The following is a 16,876-nucleotide window of genomic DNA, read 5'->3' on the forward strand; positions in this document are numbered from 1 at the left end:
CTTATTTATTCCACACACTATTCACCAAACGCCCGGTTTGGCTATAAATCCCCACCTGCTCAATAAAGCGGTGGAAGTCGGTATTTTCACTGACAATGCGATTCACCGACTGCCAATCAATATTGGTACGCTCACGGGCGGGGATCAGTATTTGGCTATCGAATAAAGAGTCGGTATTTAGTATCAGCACGCCAATGCCATGCAAGCTGGCAAGCATTTGTAGTTCTGGCTCTACATCGTTGTTTAAACCAGTAGCCACCAAGTAACCAAAGCTTGCCCAAGTAGAGTTAGACACCGCTTGGAAAAAGCACTGCCGCACATTGCCTTTAGTCAGTTGCTTTTTCACCTCAAACGACCACAAGCGAACCGAGCTGTCGTTGCCATGACGTACGCAGTCTTTCACCACAGCATCCCAATGCTGGTCAAGCGGCTCTAACGCAACAACATCCGGGTGTAACCAACGGTTACCGCCGCTACCATGACTATTTTTAGAGGTTTTCTCATCAATACGTTGGCAGTACAGACCATGCTCTTTATGTAAAAACTCAATCAGCAAGGGATACAGCTCGTGCTCACTGTAACTAGGTGTGAGCACGGGCAGTTCAAGCTCTTGTTCGTCGCCTTCTGCATCCGCACCATTATCAAACTCAACGGCTTGCTGGGGGTTTGCATCCCAGTAATAAAGCCTAGGTCTGGGTTTGTCTTGAGTCGCCACATTGGCGCACAGTTTTTTTGCTCTGACAGTCCGCTCACCGCCAATTTCGGCGGCCAGTTGCGCCAGCAGTTTTTCTGGCGTGTCGTAGCGCGGATTGCTTTGCTTCTCGGCGATTTCTGCCGGGTAACGCTTTAGAAACTCAGCGGCTAAATCGCGTGCGGTGAACTTTTTATTAGGATTATCGCGCAGGGTTTCGATAATCATTTGTACGCGGGTTTTACTCATGCGTCAGCCTCTGAATTATCGGCTAATGCTGAAACATCGAGCTCACCGGAGAGGAGTTTAGGGAGTAAGGTATCTCTTAATTCTTCTAACGATATACACTCAACTTTATTAGAAACAATTTTTTGAAAAATAGGCTCTAGGACATCGCTGCAAATATTTAGTAATTCATTGTTTGGTTCTAAGTAAGTAAAACCATCAATATCGCCTTTTCCCAAATGTATTACAGTTGTTGCCACTGCTGTAAGTTCAAAAAAACGCAATTGAGCACTAATAAACTCTCTAATTAGCGCAGCAGAAAGGTTTCTCTTTGGCTTGAAAGTACAGACTCGTTGATTCATCCATGCTTTATGGCCGCCCCAAATATACGGCCGAAACTCACCATCCATACCTACAAGCAAATCACCATTTTGTATTAAGTAGCCTCTTGGATGCACTTCTGGTGTTGAAACGCCTGGCCGTTCTTGTTTCAAGTCTCTGATCCTAACTAGAGGAAGCCCATCACCATCAGTATTAAAGAGTTTAGACTTAAAAGGAGCCCCATATATGACTTCAGCAATGTCATATATCGGATTCACACTCCACCCCTCTGGAATAATATTATATTGTTGAGCTAAGCCTCCTTCCTTTAACTCCACCAGTGCATTGGGGAATAAGGCGGCGGTGGTTTTTAGTTGGTCGGGGTTGATGCCGGTGGGGTTGGCTTGGTTTAGTTTTTGCTGGATGCTTTGTTCTAGCCAGGTGCTTAGGGTTTGTGGTTCGGTATCTGCCAGTTGCTCTAGTGTGATGGCACCGCAGATAATCGCTTGGGCGGCGAGTTCTTGGGTGGCGCTGTTTGCGCCCATGTCTTGGGCGATGATTTTGGCGCGGGTGGGCTCAAAATCGACAAACCAGCTTTTGAAAATCGCTTGGGCGATTTGCTCTAGGGTTTGGTTGGTCTGGCGGTTGAGTTCGATTTTGTTAGTAAAAGAATTCAACACTTGATTGATAGCTAACCTACTATGCATAGGTGGAATTGGCACTTCGATGGAGTCCAAATTTCTTTTGTTTAGCTTAGGTTGAACCGCACCAGTAATGTATGGAGTCAAGTCGAGATTAGAGAAGTAGTACTCTAAATAATCGAGAATTCCTTCTTCTTTTTCTTGTAAAATATGAGCATGGTTATTAACCCAGAACTTACCATTAGCCTGAAATGCTATTGGTGTATTTCTTGTTCGTAAGTTTTCACCATCTTCAGAAATAAGCAAATAATTACCATCAAAAATATAGTCGTCTATCGAATCAACAATCCCTGATGCTCCATAATAGGGGAAGCCTCCTTGGCGCTTGTCTCTATCTAAGCTCTTAAGGGGTACTCGCTTATGGTTTAAAAAATCTGCAACTTCAGAAAGTCTTTTTAAAGGCCAGTCAGCACTCATAACCCAACCCCGCTAAGTTCGTCTTAATCTCGGCTTCTAATCGGTCGGATTCAGCAAACTGTTCTTTTAAAGTGCCGGTTAGGCGCGCCATTTTATCGGCGAAGGGAATGCCGTCGTCTTCTTCTGCTTCTGCACCTACGTAGCGGCCGGGGGTGAGTACAAAGTCGTGTTTTTTAATTTCATCGAAACTTGCCGATTTACAAAAACCGGCAACATCCTCATAACCTTCGCCCTTTTGCCAGGCATGGAAGGTGTCGGTTACTTTGGCAATGTCGTCGCTGGTAAAGTCGCGAAGTACTCTGTCTTTCATATAGCCAATATTGCGGGCATCAATAAACAGAATTTCACCTTGGCGGTCGCGTTTTTTCTCGTTGCGTACAAGCCCGTTGGCTTTGTCTTTAGTTAAAAACCAAATACAAGCGGGTATTTGGGTGTTGGTGAACAATTGCCCCGGTAAGGCGACCATACATTCCACTAAGTCTTCTTCGATTAAGCGTTTGCGTATTTCACCTTCATTATTGGTGTTCGAGCTCATCGAGCCGTTAGCCAATAATAAGGCCATGCTGCCTGTTGGTGCTAAGTGGTGCAGCATGTGTTGCATCCAGCCAAAGTTAGCGTTGCCCTTGGGCGGTGTGCCGTATTTCCAGCGCACGTCATCCGCTAGTGACTCGCTCCACCAATCACGAATGTTAAACGGTGGGTTGGCCATCACAAAATCGGCACGTAGGTCCGGGTGCTGGTTATCTAAAAAAGTATCGGCGTTTTTCTTACCGAAATTAAAGTCGATGCCACGAATGGCCATGTTCATGGCCGCGAGCTTCCATGTGGTTGGGTTCGACTCTTGACCATAAACAGAAATATGTTTCTTTTGCTCTTCTGCATCGTAATGCTGCTCGCTGGCATGCTCTTCGATAAACTTATCACTGGAAACAAAGAACCCACCGGAGCCCATGGCTGGGTCATACACGCGGCCAGAGTATGGCTGGAGCATTTCAACAATTAAGGTCACAATGCTTTTTGGCGTGTAGTACTGACCGCCCTGCTTCCCTTCAGCTAAAGCAAACTGGCCAAGGAAGTATTCGTACACATGGCCGAGAATGTCTTTACTCTGCAAGTTAAGGGGCTCACCGTTTAGCACGGGTTTGGTGAACGAGGTATCTGAAAAGGTGTTAATCAAACCGAGTAGCTTTTCGTTATCAAGCTGATACTGGCTAATGCGGTTTAGAATGCCCTTGAGCTTTTTGTTGTGTTTTTCTATTTCTTCCAGCGCGTTGTCGACCAACCAAGACACAGAGCGTAACTTCACGTCGTTGCTCGCGTCGTCTTGCCAGAGGACAGTGCCTATTGGCAGTACCGCTTTTTCACGAAGCGTACTCCAACGAGCTGCTTTGGGAACCCAAAACACGTTCGCTTCACGGTAGTAGTCCAACTGCTCTAATTCGTCTTGCAGTGCTTGGTGGTAATCTTCTTCGCTGTCGAAATCGTCTCTCGACATGAAATAAATATTATCGCCGCTGTCAGTTTTAAATAGCTTCAGTAGCTCTTCTTGTCGCTCTTCAAAGGCATCTGAAACGTACTTCAGAAAAATAAGCCCAAGCACCACGTGCTTATAGTTCGCCGCGTCCATGTTTGCGCGAAGCTTGTCCGCAGCCTTCCATAGCTTGTTATCAAGCTCCTTTAAAAACTTCTGTTCCGTATTTTGCATAGCTCTCTCAATAGTTATCTCTTTATATACTTACTGGTTGCCGCTTTAGGCTTCATTCATATTTAGCGACAAAAACTTAGCTCGGGCTAAAATAAAAAATATCGTTAGTAACAGTATAAATAATAGCACGACACTATTTGACGCTTTTGCTCTGTAAGGCGGGCTTTATTCACTTTGCACATAAAACATACCTACACCACTGAGGGTATTGTATTGAGAATGATCGGTAATATGGCTGATTCTATAACCCTACACTTAGCGCTAGCTCTAATATCAATGTTACTTACTTATCATCGTGCTTATTGTTACGTTTTTTACAATCCCGCAGGTTCATCCAAATGGCAAATCCAACACCACTAAATAAAATTGTAAACGGTATAATTATAAGCATGCTCTCCTGTAAAGACATCTGACGCTCCTTTGCTTTGACAATGTCGAACCACTTCAACACCGTGATTAAATTTTAACAATCTAACTACTTTTATTCTCTTTTAAAAAAACATACCCCTCAACGAGGCGCAGTTACAGATGTTATCTATTAAAAGGTATGGTTTGGTAGTTTATTCAAGAAACGCTTCCCTTTAGAAGATTGAAAGCAATAGTCAAACGTACTGCTAACTTCTGGAGTAACAGTAGATACTTGCTGAAATATACTAGAAATACTTTTCATAAACTCTTTAAAAGCTATGCACTCGATGCCATTATTTCTAGCTCGTACAAAGGCACTTGAGGAATTAATAAAATCCTCTCTATGCTTATTTTTGATACCAGATGAGCCCTCTATTATCCCTCCTACAAACTGAATAGGATCTTTGCTTTCCTCATTAAGTTCAACTGAAATTATTCTCTCGTTTTCCTGACTGAGTTTCGGAATAATAATTGCGGTGGTCATATTCAAGAATTCTAGTGGATATTCATTTTTAAACCTATCCAAAAACTTCTTATCAAGATTTTTAGTTTGAAAACGATTACTTATACGCTCAATGACTGGTTGTAGGCCACATCCAGTGCAAATTGAATTAGATGTTTGAATCAGCTTTGTTGATTGATGAGCCTGTTTTATATCAGCAATACTATTTCCTATCGAAACTTGCCTATCTACTGCAACAAAAACATACTCGTGCAAATCAACGCTCATAAACATAGTCATAACTTAGTCCTTGTAACGTCGCTCGATGAGTCAAGAGAGTATAAGTATATAGCTCCTCCCTCTGCAGAAGCTTAGGAACTCCAGCGAGCAACTTCAGTTCCAGTATATTGTTAAAACTATAAGCCACTAACTGATGCGATCTCGTCAATATATTTATTGAGCCAAGTCTGGGAAATCCCAAGTTAATGGCTCATTCAGCGGCTTGTCCGCTGAAATGCTTTGTTATAACCACATTACAGGTCATATTTTTTGATATCATAGGCACACAGAATTCTTCTGTAGGGTGTATCCGATTTTTTTTGAAATTTTCTCAAATATTCCTCGACTTCTTCCAGGTTTAGGAACCCTTTGTAAGTAGCCCAAAGAATTGCATTATCTTTATTACTGCCAGTAATGCTCTCGTCCCCCATAATATCGGAGATAGAACGGTGCTCCGTTTGGCAAGGTACCGTTAACGATTCCAACGCTGACTCTACCTTTGCCTTTTGCCTTTCCTTCAGCAATTCGAGGTTATCTATTTCTGAATAGATCCGACTGAAAGCAAAAACAGGGAAATATTGTGTGCTCTGAATTGTGTATTTATTAATTAATGTAAGGATTTGAGAGTTTGATTCGTCAATAATCTTGAAGTAATTACCCATCATTTCAGCAGATGTTTGATATTGATACTGAATTGTTTTTGACGAACCAATTGCGATTATCTTGTCACTATTATTTAGTGAATCTAGGTCCTCCGTGACGTTGACTTTAATGCTGCCTCCCGCATAAATTTCTTTAACTACATTTTGCACCTTTCTGATGTCCATAGCTGAGATAGGTAACTCTAAATCAGAAATTGCAGAATATACCTCTTTGAAATCATCAGTTTTGATCTTGTTGATACGTATTGTAGAAAACCCTTCAAGGTCTATATCATGCTCAGTTATATCGTGGGAATGTGAAGCTTCTTCATGCTCCACTAGTAAAAAATTATCTCTAATTTTCTTTGCATTTTCTGAATTTGGCTCTACATAAGTAAAAATCGTCTTTAGAAGACTCTTTATATTCTCATCGCCAATTCCGTAGCCCATAAAAACGATCGGGTTATGTATAAAAATCGATAGTAATTGCGCACGAATCAACTCATACTTTGAGTCGAAATTTTTGTAATCATCTTCTGTAATTATAATTTTAGAAGGATTGCTTACGCATCCATGTATTTTGTATACAGCACCATAAGGATTACTCAATAGAATGTCATTTCCAATCAAAGGTTGAAATTCAAATGTTTCCTCAACAAATCGGTCATAATTAGTCGTAATAATTGAAGCAATATTTTTACGAATTTTTTTTAGCTCAGAAATTTCATCTTGCATGCTTTCTCGTATTTCTAATGAACCTAGTAAGCTCGAAATATATATCTTAAATCTACTTTGGTTTATTCCTTGCTCCATTCCTTCGTAGAATAAATCATTTGTCTCTTTGAACTTACCATTCCTATCTTCCAAGAGAGCCTGATTAAAATCGTTTTCTATTAGGCTGGCCATCTTAAGGAAGTCGTAGTGCCCTTCGTCTTCACAGCTCGCTTTGATATCAAGGTAGTATTCTGAATTTCCTTTTAGCTCAAAAGAAATGTGCCGAAGTAACCCATCCCAGGTAAATGAATTTTTTAAGTATCTCAGGCTAACCCCTGCTCCTAGGAACAGTACTGGATGATTCCGGTAACCTGATATAAATTCTCTTACTTTCATAATATTCCTTGGTTATGGGAAAACTGACGACCAGCTATAACGCCAACAGCATGCGCGGCTACGAAATGAAGGCGAAGCCGCAATGTAGTGGGCGTCGCCGTGCCTGTGATTGTTAGCTGACACAGGAGCTGATCATTAGTCGATGTCTTCAACTTGATTTGGAAATAAATTGGTCAAGTCAAGCTCATCTTGAGTAATAGAGGCTGTCTCTATTTCAAACTCTTCGTATTCGGCTTCACGCAAACTCAGGTTGTAGTGAGTGAAGACGTTTCCGTGGATACTCGTACTGAGTACCAAGTCAAACCCATCACAAAATGCAATAAATAGAAATCCAGCATATAGCTTGCCGTCATCAGGATATCGACTCCAGTCGCCACCTTCCTCTAAGCCAAACTGACTTCCGTCGACAGTAATTGTATTCTTATCACCCGTCGCCTTTTCCAGCTCAACCTCTACGTAACCTTTAATGCTTCCCATACCTATCTCCGTTGTGTATCAAGTCAGACTTAAGCAAACGCCGTTGTAACCGGCAAAAATTGTTGGCTAAAATGTGAAGCGAAGCGTAACAGCCAACAAGTTTTTTGTCCGCGTTGACGACCTTGAGTACGCCCAGCATGGGCATGAACTAATGAGGTGAAAGTCCTCTGTAGGAAAGTCACCGTTTACATAATTTGTTGGTTATTAAACGTTAACTACTAGTGAATGGCAAGAGCTAAACCGCGAGGGATAGTTTGAAGGAAGCCGGACGCATAAAATGGTATGGAACCATTTTGAACAGCTTTAGCTGGCCTTTGATGAAATGCATGGATGCATTTCATAAAACTGTGAGCTGATGAACAAGAACATCATATGAGGCGTAGGCTGAAGGCGAGTTGGCACAAGACAACGAAGCCATATGACTTAACGGCCAGCGTAAATGATGCAGTAGTGCAGGGAAAGTTTATGCTCTTATCTGGGGAGATCTGCTTAACAAGCGAACGGTAGCTAACCAGTCAGGCTCTGGTATACAAGTGCCTTGGCTTTCCAATGTCATCGATTGGAAAGAGTGAACAAGATGAAAACCGGTAGCGCTTTCAAGAGAAACCTTGTCAGTGATTAAGCAGAAGTCAGCAGACGGCATAGTAGCCAAATGCCCATCGTAATGGTTGGGACACGGTGAAGGCCTGAACATTTAGAACAAAGGAGGAGCCTTATTGAACTTGAACACACGAATACCGACCGGTAGTGACGTGACTCAGCGTATTGATGAGAAACCAGCCTTTAGCCCAGAGCTACTTGGACTCGCCTTGCAAACAGCCAATATTCTGGCTGCCTGGAAACAAGTTCGAGCCAACAAAGGGGCTGCTGCCATTGATGGCATGTTCATTGATGACTTCCCCGCTTGAGCAAAAACGGGGGAATTGGAAACGTATTATGACTGAGCTTCGCTCAGGGCAATACCAGCCATCGCCTGTTAGACGCGTGGAAATTGATAAACCCGATGGTGGTAAACGCCAACTAGGGATCCCCACCGTCACTGACAGAGTTATCCAACAAGCTATTGCTCAAGTGCTCACCCCCATATTCGACCCAACCTTCTCAAACAACAGTTTTGGGTTTAGGCCACATCGAAATGGGCAACAAGCAGTAAAACAGGTACGAGACATCATCAAGACGGGACGCCGTTTTGCCGTAGATGTCGATCTGTCTAAATTCTTTGACCGCGTTGATCACGATTTACTAATGACCAACCTTGGCTATAAAGTGAAAGATAAGGCATTGCTTAAATTGATTAAACGCTACTTGCGAGCTGGGGTTATCGATAATGAGCTTTATCGTGAAAGCCGAGAAGGTGTTCCACAAGGCGGGCCGTTATCGCCGCTTCTGGCGAACATCACGCTCGATCCGTTGGACAAAGAGCTTGAGAAGCGAGGCCATAAGTTTGCTCGTTACGCGGATGAGCGCGTCCTTAACAGTATCAGCAGATTCCTGAGTTACCGCTTGAAACTGATCGTTAACTCGGTCAAAAGCCACGTTGTTAAGACCAGCGAAAGTAAATTCCTTGGATTCACATTGAAGGGAGGACGCGTTCAATGGCATCCGAAGACAGTGCTAAAGTTTAAGCACCAAGTTCAGCGGTTAACGAATCGCAATTGGGGTGTGTCGATGCATTACCAACTCTTTAAACTCAGCCAATATTTACGTGGTTAGATAAACTACTTTGGTATTGCTAGTGGATATCAACGATGCGCAGATCTAGATCATTGGATTAGGCGCAGAGTGCGAAAACTCTGGGGATTAATCAGGCTTTATCACTCGATTACTTAAAATCCGAAGGGCTTTATTCACTGCGTGATAGTTGGGTCGCGCTTCACCATCCTAAGTGAAACGCCCTGTGCGGAGCTGCATGCAGGGTGTTGTGGGGGCTTGAGGTTAAAGACCTCCGGCTACCCGATTGGGCGTACTCTCAGCTTTCTCTATTGAGAAGGGCACGAATTGGTGCTCGCCCTCCTGCTTCCCGGAAAGGAAACCTTTTACTTCATGCAATATTTTCAAGTCAGCAGTAAACTTCCTCTCCAACTCATTCCTTAATAAGGCTAGGCGCTCATATCGCTCTTTCCCAAGCAGAATAAGATTCTCGTCATCGGTTGATTTGAACGACAAATCAAGCAGCTCATGATTTATTTCCACAAGAGAATTCTGCACCGTGTCACTTAGCCAAAGACCACGCGACATTGCTCTCGACATACCGGCCATAAAATGATGATATTGCTCGTACCCATAAGCGAATATTAAGTGGTACGGTTGTCCGTCTTCATCAAGACAACTGTTTTTTAGTAACACTATTTGGTTTTCTACCAGTTCGTATGCTTCGACACGCTTACTTATAACGGTTTTGTAGTATTCGTCCGCGTAATCAAGCTTCTTCAATACTCGGTTTACAATTCCGCCAAGAACAGCTGTAGTAACAGAAGCTAGAACCGAGCTTGACAGTACTACTACAATTATTTCCCCTAGCGTCATTTTCTGGTTCCCCTGTCTTAGTCCGGCCAGCATTGTATTATTAGGCTGCATGGTGTATCTATCAGGCTAACTACCCGCAAGGCACTATAATTAAAGGCTTTTGCTCACCTGCACGCTTAAAAAGCGAAGGTGCAAACGCCCATGCACGTATGTCACATATAACGCACATGCGTGTTAACAGGTTGTAACAATCGATATTATCGGGGCTGTAAGCAATAGGCAAGTGGATACCGTGAGGTGCAATATGCAAAACATAAAGGTTATGAAGTTGGTCAACGACTCTTACTACGGCTCATTGTTTATCGTGTTTCAATTCTACTAAGCAACTCAAAACCACACTTCGATCGTTTTTTGTACAATAAAGAGACTAAAAAAGATTTAGACCCCAAAAAAGGCCCCTCTAATGAAGCCAAAAGCTCTAAAATATGTGGATAATAGGATACCTGATCTAATTTATTGAACTATAGAGAAGGTAAAACCATCATGAATAGTAACAAGAATTACAAAAGCATATTTCAGTTCACTGTGCAGGGCTCTGAGTTAAAAGCTGTGGAAAATGGCGACCTAGAGTTAGAGCTTCCTCATCGTTTTCAATTTTATAAGAATTTAACACTAAACATTGCATCTGCGGCTGATGAGTACCTAAGCCATCACCACCCTACTATCATGGCTAAATTCCAAGGCTCTGGTATGTTAAGACCTTCAAATATCGAAAAAAATAATGTTTATTATAGCGTCTTTACTACTAACCAAAATGTAAGCGATGATATTTTAAAAGAGCTAGAGGCTTTGTGTCGTAAGCACCTAGCAAGTTTATTTGTTTTCGATAAGGTACAACAACAAGACTTATTTACAGACTCATCTCAAGGCGTTGATATTGCAGACATCGATATTAACTGCCTTCAGGATATCCGCGACGACTTTATTCAAAGCGATAAAAACACCGACCTTAAAACACCTATTACCATCTTCTCAAGCTTTGGCCAAACGCCTCAGACAGTTCACGGGATGCTAAACAAGCCCAAAGTAAAGGCAGTTCAAGGGGATGCAAAGCCCCAACTGGTTAAATTTCAGCTTAATAGTATAAAAAGAAGCAATCGAAAAGTGAGTGCTTTTTATATCTCTAGCTATGATGAAAAACCAACTTCTGAACAGCTTATTGCTGAAGACGATACCGTTATAAAGATGCTCTTTGAAACTGCTCAGAATGACTACTTCTTCGTAGGCACGGTCGTTGAGAGAGGAACATCGGACAGTCCTAAGTTAACAAAATATCTTACTCAAATTGAGCACTGGGAAGGTCCTAAAGGCCCATTGGTCTAAATAGGACTTATCATAACGCTTGCATGTAACCGATGAGCAATACCATCAGTACAACTTCGTAACTGTTACGGAGCGTGCATGTCACCCGGTCATTAAGCCAAAAAGCAGTATAGTTCCTATGCGGACCAATGGATTGATCCGCCATAGTCCACTGCATAATGTCTATTTGCTTGCCACTCTTATCCAGTGCATCAACCAACCCATACTCACTTAAGTTGGCATAGGCTATGGGGCTGCCCTTATAAGGCTGAACTCTGTAGCTGTGCGTGGGTATTTCAAAATAATCGATGAAGCACTTAATAAACTCATAGTGTTCCGCCGTTGCCATGAGTATCTGACGCCGCATACCAATTAATAGTGGTAGCTCGGATAACGTGATGGGTTGATTGAGCTTTACTAACAACTCTTTAGTAATGTGTGATTGTAGTCTAAGCCAAGCGCTTTCGGGGATATGGCTCAAAAAATGGCGTGCAGAATAAAGGGTGTCTGCTTTTTCTTGCTCCTTGCTTTCTCCGTTGGCCACGGTCGCAAATAGCCCCTGTAATTTCTCACCATGCTCTGGGCTTAAGTCTAATGATAAAGCGGCCTGTTTAAATGTTCGCCCTAAACCGACTAAACGGAGCAGCGCTGTTAATGATTGTAAGTTTGGTGTTGAATAGTCGATAATACGTTTCTTATCCAACTTCTTCCTTTTCCATTTTTGCCAATCATTCATTTGTACTACTGTCTCAAGCCGGTAAACTCGGCTGCTGACAGCAGGTGTTAATTGGTCAGCCCACTCACTGATAAGATGATTATAACTTTTAAGACCAACCGAAGGATGTGAATGACCCATCAAAATACACAACGCCATCGAAGAGCGCCTATTAATATTGTTTTGCGGCCCTAAAATCATGGATATAATTTTCTCTTCGTCCAAATGGCTTTTCATGCGTTTTGTTATTGCTGTATCAATACCAAATAAAACAGCTGCCAATTGGTTATAGAATGCGTGACGTGCGCTGTGTAAGACTAAATGCTGATTTCCTGTCACCTCTCGTATAATAGCAATAAGCTCTCTTGAAGCCTGATAGCAAAGGTTACTTAATTGAATGCTCCCTTCTTTTATTTCTGAAAGCAGTAAATAATTCGTATCGTTTCCAGCAATAGTTTCATACCTATTCAGCACATCTCGAATCACTGTGTGCTCGGCTTCTACGAGCTCAAAAAGCAATGGAACTGCACGCCTACTGCTCTGAGCGCTCTTAAGCTGCCTATATTTATTGTTTCGGACCAAGATCCACGTATCATTCTTATTTGTAGCCCAGTCTTTTCTCAAAAGCCTTGTTGCCTCTCCCACTCGCAAGCCAAACCTGAAGCACAGTAAAAGAATAAACTGCAACATGGTTGCTGATGTTTTATCAGCATAGTGATACCTGATAGCCTCTAAGCACTTTAAATAGTCGCACTCCGTTATTACACCGGTCAAAACACCTCGCCTGCGGCTTTTAAAGTCGAGCTCATTCCAGTCAATTTCAGGAAGCCCTTGTTTCACGTAATACCGGTGAAACATTTGTAGCCGCTTCCCAAAGTACTCAACGTCTGACTCTTTGTCTTTTTTGGTCAGTAGCATGTTTTGGTATAGTGCCGTTATCTCGACTTCTGAAAGAGAAAAGAGATCAATCTCATACGCTAAGTCTTGAAATACATTCATGAGCGTACTGTAATAGGTCGCAACTGTTCCTTTGGCTAGTGGAACTGGCGTTTTTCGACGGCCACTATACTTTCCGATAACCACTACATGAGCAATCCAATAGCCAACACTTAATACTGCGCTCGACACCTTATCTACATAGCGCTTACAGTGTTTATGTATCTCTTTTGCTGTCTCTTTGTATTTAGACTTTTGATAAGCATTGATGGTTGTGGTGATGTCTTTATGAAAGCGCCCTGCTTCTTCCCTTAGCATCTCGCTAGACTCTGAGTGCCACCTCACGCTTATCGGCACAAGACCTACTGTGGGTTGTGCTGTCTCTTGCTCCTTCACTTGAGGTGGCAATAGCGATTGGTTTTTCTGGATCCTAGCAATGTCTTGAAAAGACAAGCTCGTTGGCGGTTGTCGCTCACTGAGGCCTGCAGCAACAATCCCTGGTAGTACGATTAAGTTTGCTTGTTCGATAACCCGGCATACGCTATCAATCAAGTCATAAAACGTACTTGTGGCATCGAGGGCTAAAAGCAAACGTAACTCTTCTAATGCGCCGTGAGTTAGTTTATTACTAACATTCAATTTTCTTCCGCTTTGATTGCTGTGATCAAAAAAACTAGCAGTTTTATAGTCAATTCGATGATGCTGTGCAGGTGCGCTCCAGTCTTCTAGATCCAGCTCCTCGCTATACCTTAAAAATATTTCTTTATCGAATTGAACAACTACGCAGTTCTCACCCTCGGCAATTTCTTTCAACATAGACGCGTAGCTAATTTGTTTTTCAATACTAAAAATAATCGTAGCCAGTTGGGCGCATTGTGCTTTTGATAATGCGCTGGCAAACAGCTTTCTTTTAGTCTTTTGACTCCAATCTTGCATCTGAGCAAACAAGCCTAAAGCCGTGGCAGCCTCTTTCTTCAGGTAGCTTCTTTCTTGCTTAAGACGTACATAACGGTTTTTGGCGAAATGTGCGTAATGCGAGCCTGCTTCTGTTAGTGACGAGTATAAAACAGCAATTCGCTCTAATGGATACGACAAGGCAATCGACTTATTGTCTGTTATCAGTGTGAGCATAAATGCTTCAAACTCATTTGGCTCAATGTCGTCCCATCTCCTGCTACCCAAGTATTGGTTGATTTTGTCTTGGGTAATTTCCTTTATGGTCTCTATGGTTTTTATTTTCTGTACTTCACGCTTTGCCGCACCAAATACTTTCCCTTTGCGCTGTTGCCAACGTGGCTTAGAGCCACTCAAAGGAAGCGTATCTAATGAGACAGTAATCAGTTGAAAATTTAGCGAACTGAAAGAAGCCTCTAGCTCATCCATAAAATGCTTTGCATCATCGAGCCAACACCGCGGCGAATAATCTCCATAACACGCAACACCTCTTTCACCATGACCCATCCAACCTTCCAAAATATCGCTGGGAACCTGAAGTGAGGATAAAACTTGCGCAAACCTGTGACGAAACAAATTCGGTGGTAAAGGCCAATTCATTAGTTGCGCTTCATCAAAATGCTTAACAGACAATGAATGCCATTGGAGGTTGTCATCGAGGGTGAAAAACAAGGGCAGCTCTTTTGTTGTGCCTTGACTTGTCTTGGTGATGTGAGCAGCTAGCTCAGGAAAAGGCTCTTTTAACAGCTGAGCTAAGCATTCGAGGTGATCTAGATAATTGAGTAAATGTTTTACAGCTGACGGGCATAACGGTACAAGTCGCCCACTGTGGATGTCATCGTCTTTATCATTAATGAAGACAAAACTAACAAATGCTTCTTTTGCATTTGATATATAAAAGTATTCGAGTGATTCGAAGGGGTAGACTAAGTAACGAGCGCCCGTTGCAGCATATAGTGCCTGTGCAACATAGTAGACAAGGTTATTATGAAGCTCTATCACTGTCTTGGAATTACGAACCTTATCTGTTTGCTCCTTAATGGCCTTAACCAGTAAAGATTCGACAGGAAGGAGCATGCTGCCAATAAGTGAGCTATCAGCTCGCTGCCTCGCTTTACTGGTTAATTCCTGGCCTTTTTCAATTGCAGCTATATCCCAAGTACCGTAACCACAAGCGGCAGGCAATGCATTGTTTGCATACGATGAAAGTAATCGAGCTAATGCCGTATCCCCTGCTTGGTCAAAGATAGATTGCCCTAGGAATGAAGCGAGCATGCTAGATGTTACACGCTCTAAACGCTCCGGCTTATATGCATTAAACCACTTAAATAACGTAGTTTGACTATGTGCATGCCAAAGAGAAGATAGCTTCTTTGGCTGTATTGATTGACTGGCAGCAACCAAACAATCCGTCACTTGCGCTGGTAGCTTCACCTCAATGCGCTCCCCGAGAGGGGAAACCCACTCTTTACTGGCATGAGTGGGCTTCCAAGCGGAATGTCTCCGTATAGGTAGCCGTTGAATTGCTGTGTAATCAGATGTCAGAGTCCACTCATTCGACACTTCAATGCCAATACCAAGACCCAATACAGTATCTAAGGAGCGACCGAAACCTTTGGCAATCCAGATTATGGCCGCAGCTAAAGCATGCTCTAAAGAGTTTGAATGCAGCCCGTCCTCAATCCACTCTTCCAATAACTGAACTTCAACCGGTAATATTTTATCCCAGCCCCATGCACAAAAATGAGCCTGCTCAGCACGCTGTATGTAAACACCGGTACCTGCTAAAACTTGTTCACCGTCAGTCTCCGATGGAGAGATCCCCACACCCAAAAGTGTGTTGTCATCATCATGTGAAGACTCGGCTGCTTCTAAACTAGGTAGCTCTTCGAATTTGATATCATTTAACGCTAGGGAAAAGTCTGGTTGTATCGTTTTTTTTATAGGCTGGGAGTAGATAAAAGAAATGGGATCACCTGTTTGTCCTAGCCCATTTATTGGGGTTAACTCAACATCAAGTCGAGCTACTCTGGCGAGCCTATTCAAAAACTGCTTCTGATTTTGCTTTAAATGATCCCCTTCTACTCTCAGAATACGGTTTGCTGTTGAAGCAATAACGTAATTACATACTTCAAATGAATGCTCTTTATCGCCTAGCTCTATGTGAAGCTGCTCAATAAAGAACTCAATGACATTCATTCGCTCTTGGTCATTAAGCTCAAATATTGTATACCGAGTAGCAAAGCTTAAAACGCTATCGTGCGCAGCATGGCTTTCCATACGAATAAAGCCATGAACAATAAACCAAAGACGGAGCATGGTTTGATAATAAATCGTCGTATCTTTATTGTTCAGACTAAAGGGCTGATGCAAACTTAAAGCGAGGAGGTAACCAGAAGATACTAAATCCTTTACTTCTGCACGCGCGGCACGAGCGCTAGAGTGCCGACTGATGTTTCCATATTCCATTCTAATATGCGGTGCGCTTTTTAGCTCAAGATAAAACTGGTGTAACCTCTGAGCAATTACTTCGTCGCTCCAACCTGAAAGGATTTCAGCACCACAGGGTAAAGTCAGTTCAGCATATATCCTGAATGGATCTATTAGCTTTGGTGACTGCTCAAAAACATGGTAATTTAGCTCTACAAGATCAGTTAGGTTTCGTTCATCTGCCCACTTAAAAAGAGAAACGAAGTCTTCCCCGAAAGCATCAGCAATTTGGTCTTCATACGTTCTCGCTATGAGAGCATCTCCTGCCATGCTACCTCCAAGTACTTACATCAAAACCGAATCTAATGCCCTAAGGTCACCCCAACTGCACACTCGTTGTGACAGAGCGAATGGACTTTAATGTATCTAATGTGTCTTGTCAGCAAAGAGAAGTCAAACTAAAAACAGCCCTATTCATGTACTTATAGGTCAATTTAAGACATTTTGAGAAATATAATATATCTGAAAATCTTCATTCTCATAACCGTCGTAGGTTCAAATCCTGCCCCCGCAACCAAGTATTCAATAAAAGCCTG

9 protein-coding genes and 1 pseudogene are annotated in these 16,876 nt (G+C 42.5%); 2 read left to right on the forward strand and 8 right to left on the reverse strand.

Features of this window, described 5'->3' with window-relative positions; translation table 11 throughout:
• Window position 1: 1 nt before the first annotated feature.
• The 6 genes from M1L23_RS04220 to M1L23_RS04245 form a co-directional block, all read right to left on the reverse strand.
• Window positions 2-940: a COG2958 family protein gene (locus M1L23_RS04220; protein WP_252625869.1), complete on the reverse strand. Its 939-nt coding sequence runs from the start codon at window positions 938-940 to the stop codon at window positions 2-4.
• On the reverse strand, window positions 937-2,355 hold the full coding sequence (locus tag M1L23_RS04225) for a restriction endonuclease subunit S (protein WP_252625870.1): 1,419 nt from the start codon (window positions 2,353-2,355) through the stop codon (window positions 937-939). The genes M1L23_RS04220 and M1L23_RS04225 overlap by 4 nt, the downstream gene beginning before the upstream one ends.
• Window positions 2,345-4,060 (reverse strand): class I SAM-dependent DNA methyltransferase, encoded by a 1,716-nt coding sequence (locus M1L23_RS04230; RefSeq protein ID WP_252625871.1) that lies wholly within the window; start codon window positions 4,058-4,060, stop codon window positions 2,345-2,347. Before M1L23_RS04230 ends, M1L23_RS04225 begins: the two co-directional genes overlap by 11 nt.
• A gap of 538 nt (window positions 4,061-4,598) precedes the next feature.
• On the reverse strand, window positions 4,599-5,210 hold the full coding sequence (locus M1L23_RS04235; RefSeq protein ID WP_252625872.1) for a hypothetical protein: 612 nt from the start codon (window positions 5,208-5,210) through the stop codon (window positions 4,599-4,601).
• A 233-nt stretch (window positions 5,211-5,443) separates the two neighbouring features.
• Window positions 5,444-6,940, reverse strand: a complete 1,497-nt coding sequence (locus M1L23_RS04240) for an SIR2 family protein (RefSeq protein ID WP_252625873.1) — start codon at window positions 6,938-6,940, stop codon at window positions 5,444-5,446.
• A 135-nt stretch (window positions 6,941-7,075) separates the two neighbouring features.
• Entirely contained in the window at window positions 7,076-7,417 is a 342-nt protein-coding gene (locus M1L23_RS04245) for a hypothetical protein (RefSeq protein WP_252625874.1), read from the reverse strand.
• A 716-nt stretch (window positions 7,418-8,133) separates the two neighbouring features.
• On the opposite strand from M1L23_RS04245, the pseudogene ltrA reads away from it, so the two are divergent.
• Window positions 8,134-9,306, forward strand: a pseudogene (ltrA, locus tag M1L23_RS04255) (group II intron reverse transcriptase/maturase).
• Between the two features lie 46 nt (window positions 9,307-9,352).
• Here the strand turns inward: ltrA and M1L23_RS04260 are convergent.
• Complete coding sequence (locus tag M1L23_RS04260) at window positions 9,353-9,994, reverse strand: hypothetical protein (RefSeq protein ID WP_252625877.1); 642 nt, start codon at window positions 9,992-9,994, stop codon at window positions 9,353-9,355.
• 432 nt (window positions 9,995-10,426) lie between these two features.
• Between M1L23_RS04260 and M1L23_RS04265 the strand changes: the two genes are divergently transcribed.
• Entirely contained in the window at window positions 10,427-11,266 is an 840-nt protein-coding gene (locus tag M1L23_RS04265) for an MreC domain-containing protein (protein ID WP_252625878.1), read from the forward strand.
• Between the two features lie 10 nt (window positions 11,267-11,276).
• Here M1L23_RS04265 and M1L23_RS04270 read toward each other — a convergent pair whose 3' ends face one another.
• Entirely contained in the window at window positions 11,277-16,610 is a 5,334-nt protein-coding gene (locus M1L23_RS04270; protein WP_252625879.1) for a tyrosine-type recombinase/integrase, read from the reverse strand.
• Between the last annotated feature and the right edge of the window lie 266 nt (window positions 16,611-16,876).

Origin of the sequence: Aliidiomarina quisquiliarum (assembly GCF_023922585.1) — a bacterium.
In the GTDB taxonomy this organism is placed as follows: Bacteria; Pseudomonadota; Gammaproteobacteria; order Enterobacterales; family Alteromonadaceae; genus Aliidiomarina; species Aliidiomarina quisquiliarum.

Excerpts from the sequence above, each read along its gene's own strand:
- M1L23_RS04260 (WP_252625877.1), bottom strand. The coding sequence starts at position 9,994 with ATGCAGCCTAATAATACAATGCTGGCCGGACTAAGACAGGGGAACCAG.
- M1L23_RS04270 (WP_252625879.1), bottom strand. The coding sequence starts at position 16,610 with ATGGCAGGAGATGCTCTCATAGCGAGAACGTATGAAGACCAAATTGCT.
- M1L23_RS04265 (WP_252625878.1), top strand. The coding sequence starts at position 10,427 with ATGAATAGTAACAAGAATTACAAAAGCATATTTCAGTTCACTGTGCAG.
- M1L23_RS04240 (WP_252625873.1), bottom strand. The coding sequence starts at position 6,940 with ATGAAAGTAAGAGAATTTATATCAGGTTACCGGAATCATCCAGTACTG.
- M1L23_RS04225 (WP_252625870.1), bottom strand. The coding sequence starts at position 2,355 with ATGAGTGCTGACTGGCCTTTAAAAAGACTTTCTGAAGTTGCAGATTTT.
- M1L23_RS04235 (WP_252625872.1), bottom strand. The coding sequence starts at position 5,210 with ATGACTATGTTTATGAGCGTTGATTTGCACGAGTATGTTTTTGTTGCA.
- M1L23_RS04245 (WP_252625874.1), bottom strand. The coding sequence starts at position 7,417 with ATGGGAAGCATTAAAGGTTACGTAGAGGTTGAGCTGGAAAAGGCGACG.
- M1L23_RS04220 (WP_252625869.1), bottom strand. The coding sequence starts at position 940 with ATGAGTAAAACCCGCGTACAAATGATTATCGAAACCCTGCGCGATAAT.
- M1L23_RS04230 (WP_252625871.1), bottom strand. The coding sequence starts at position 4,060 with ATGCAAAATACGGAACAGAAGTTTTTAAAGGAGCTTGATAACAAGCTA.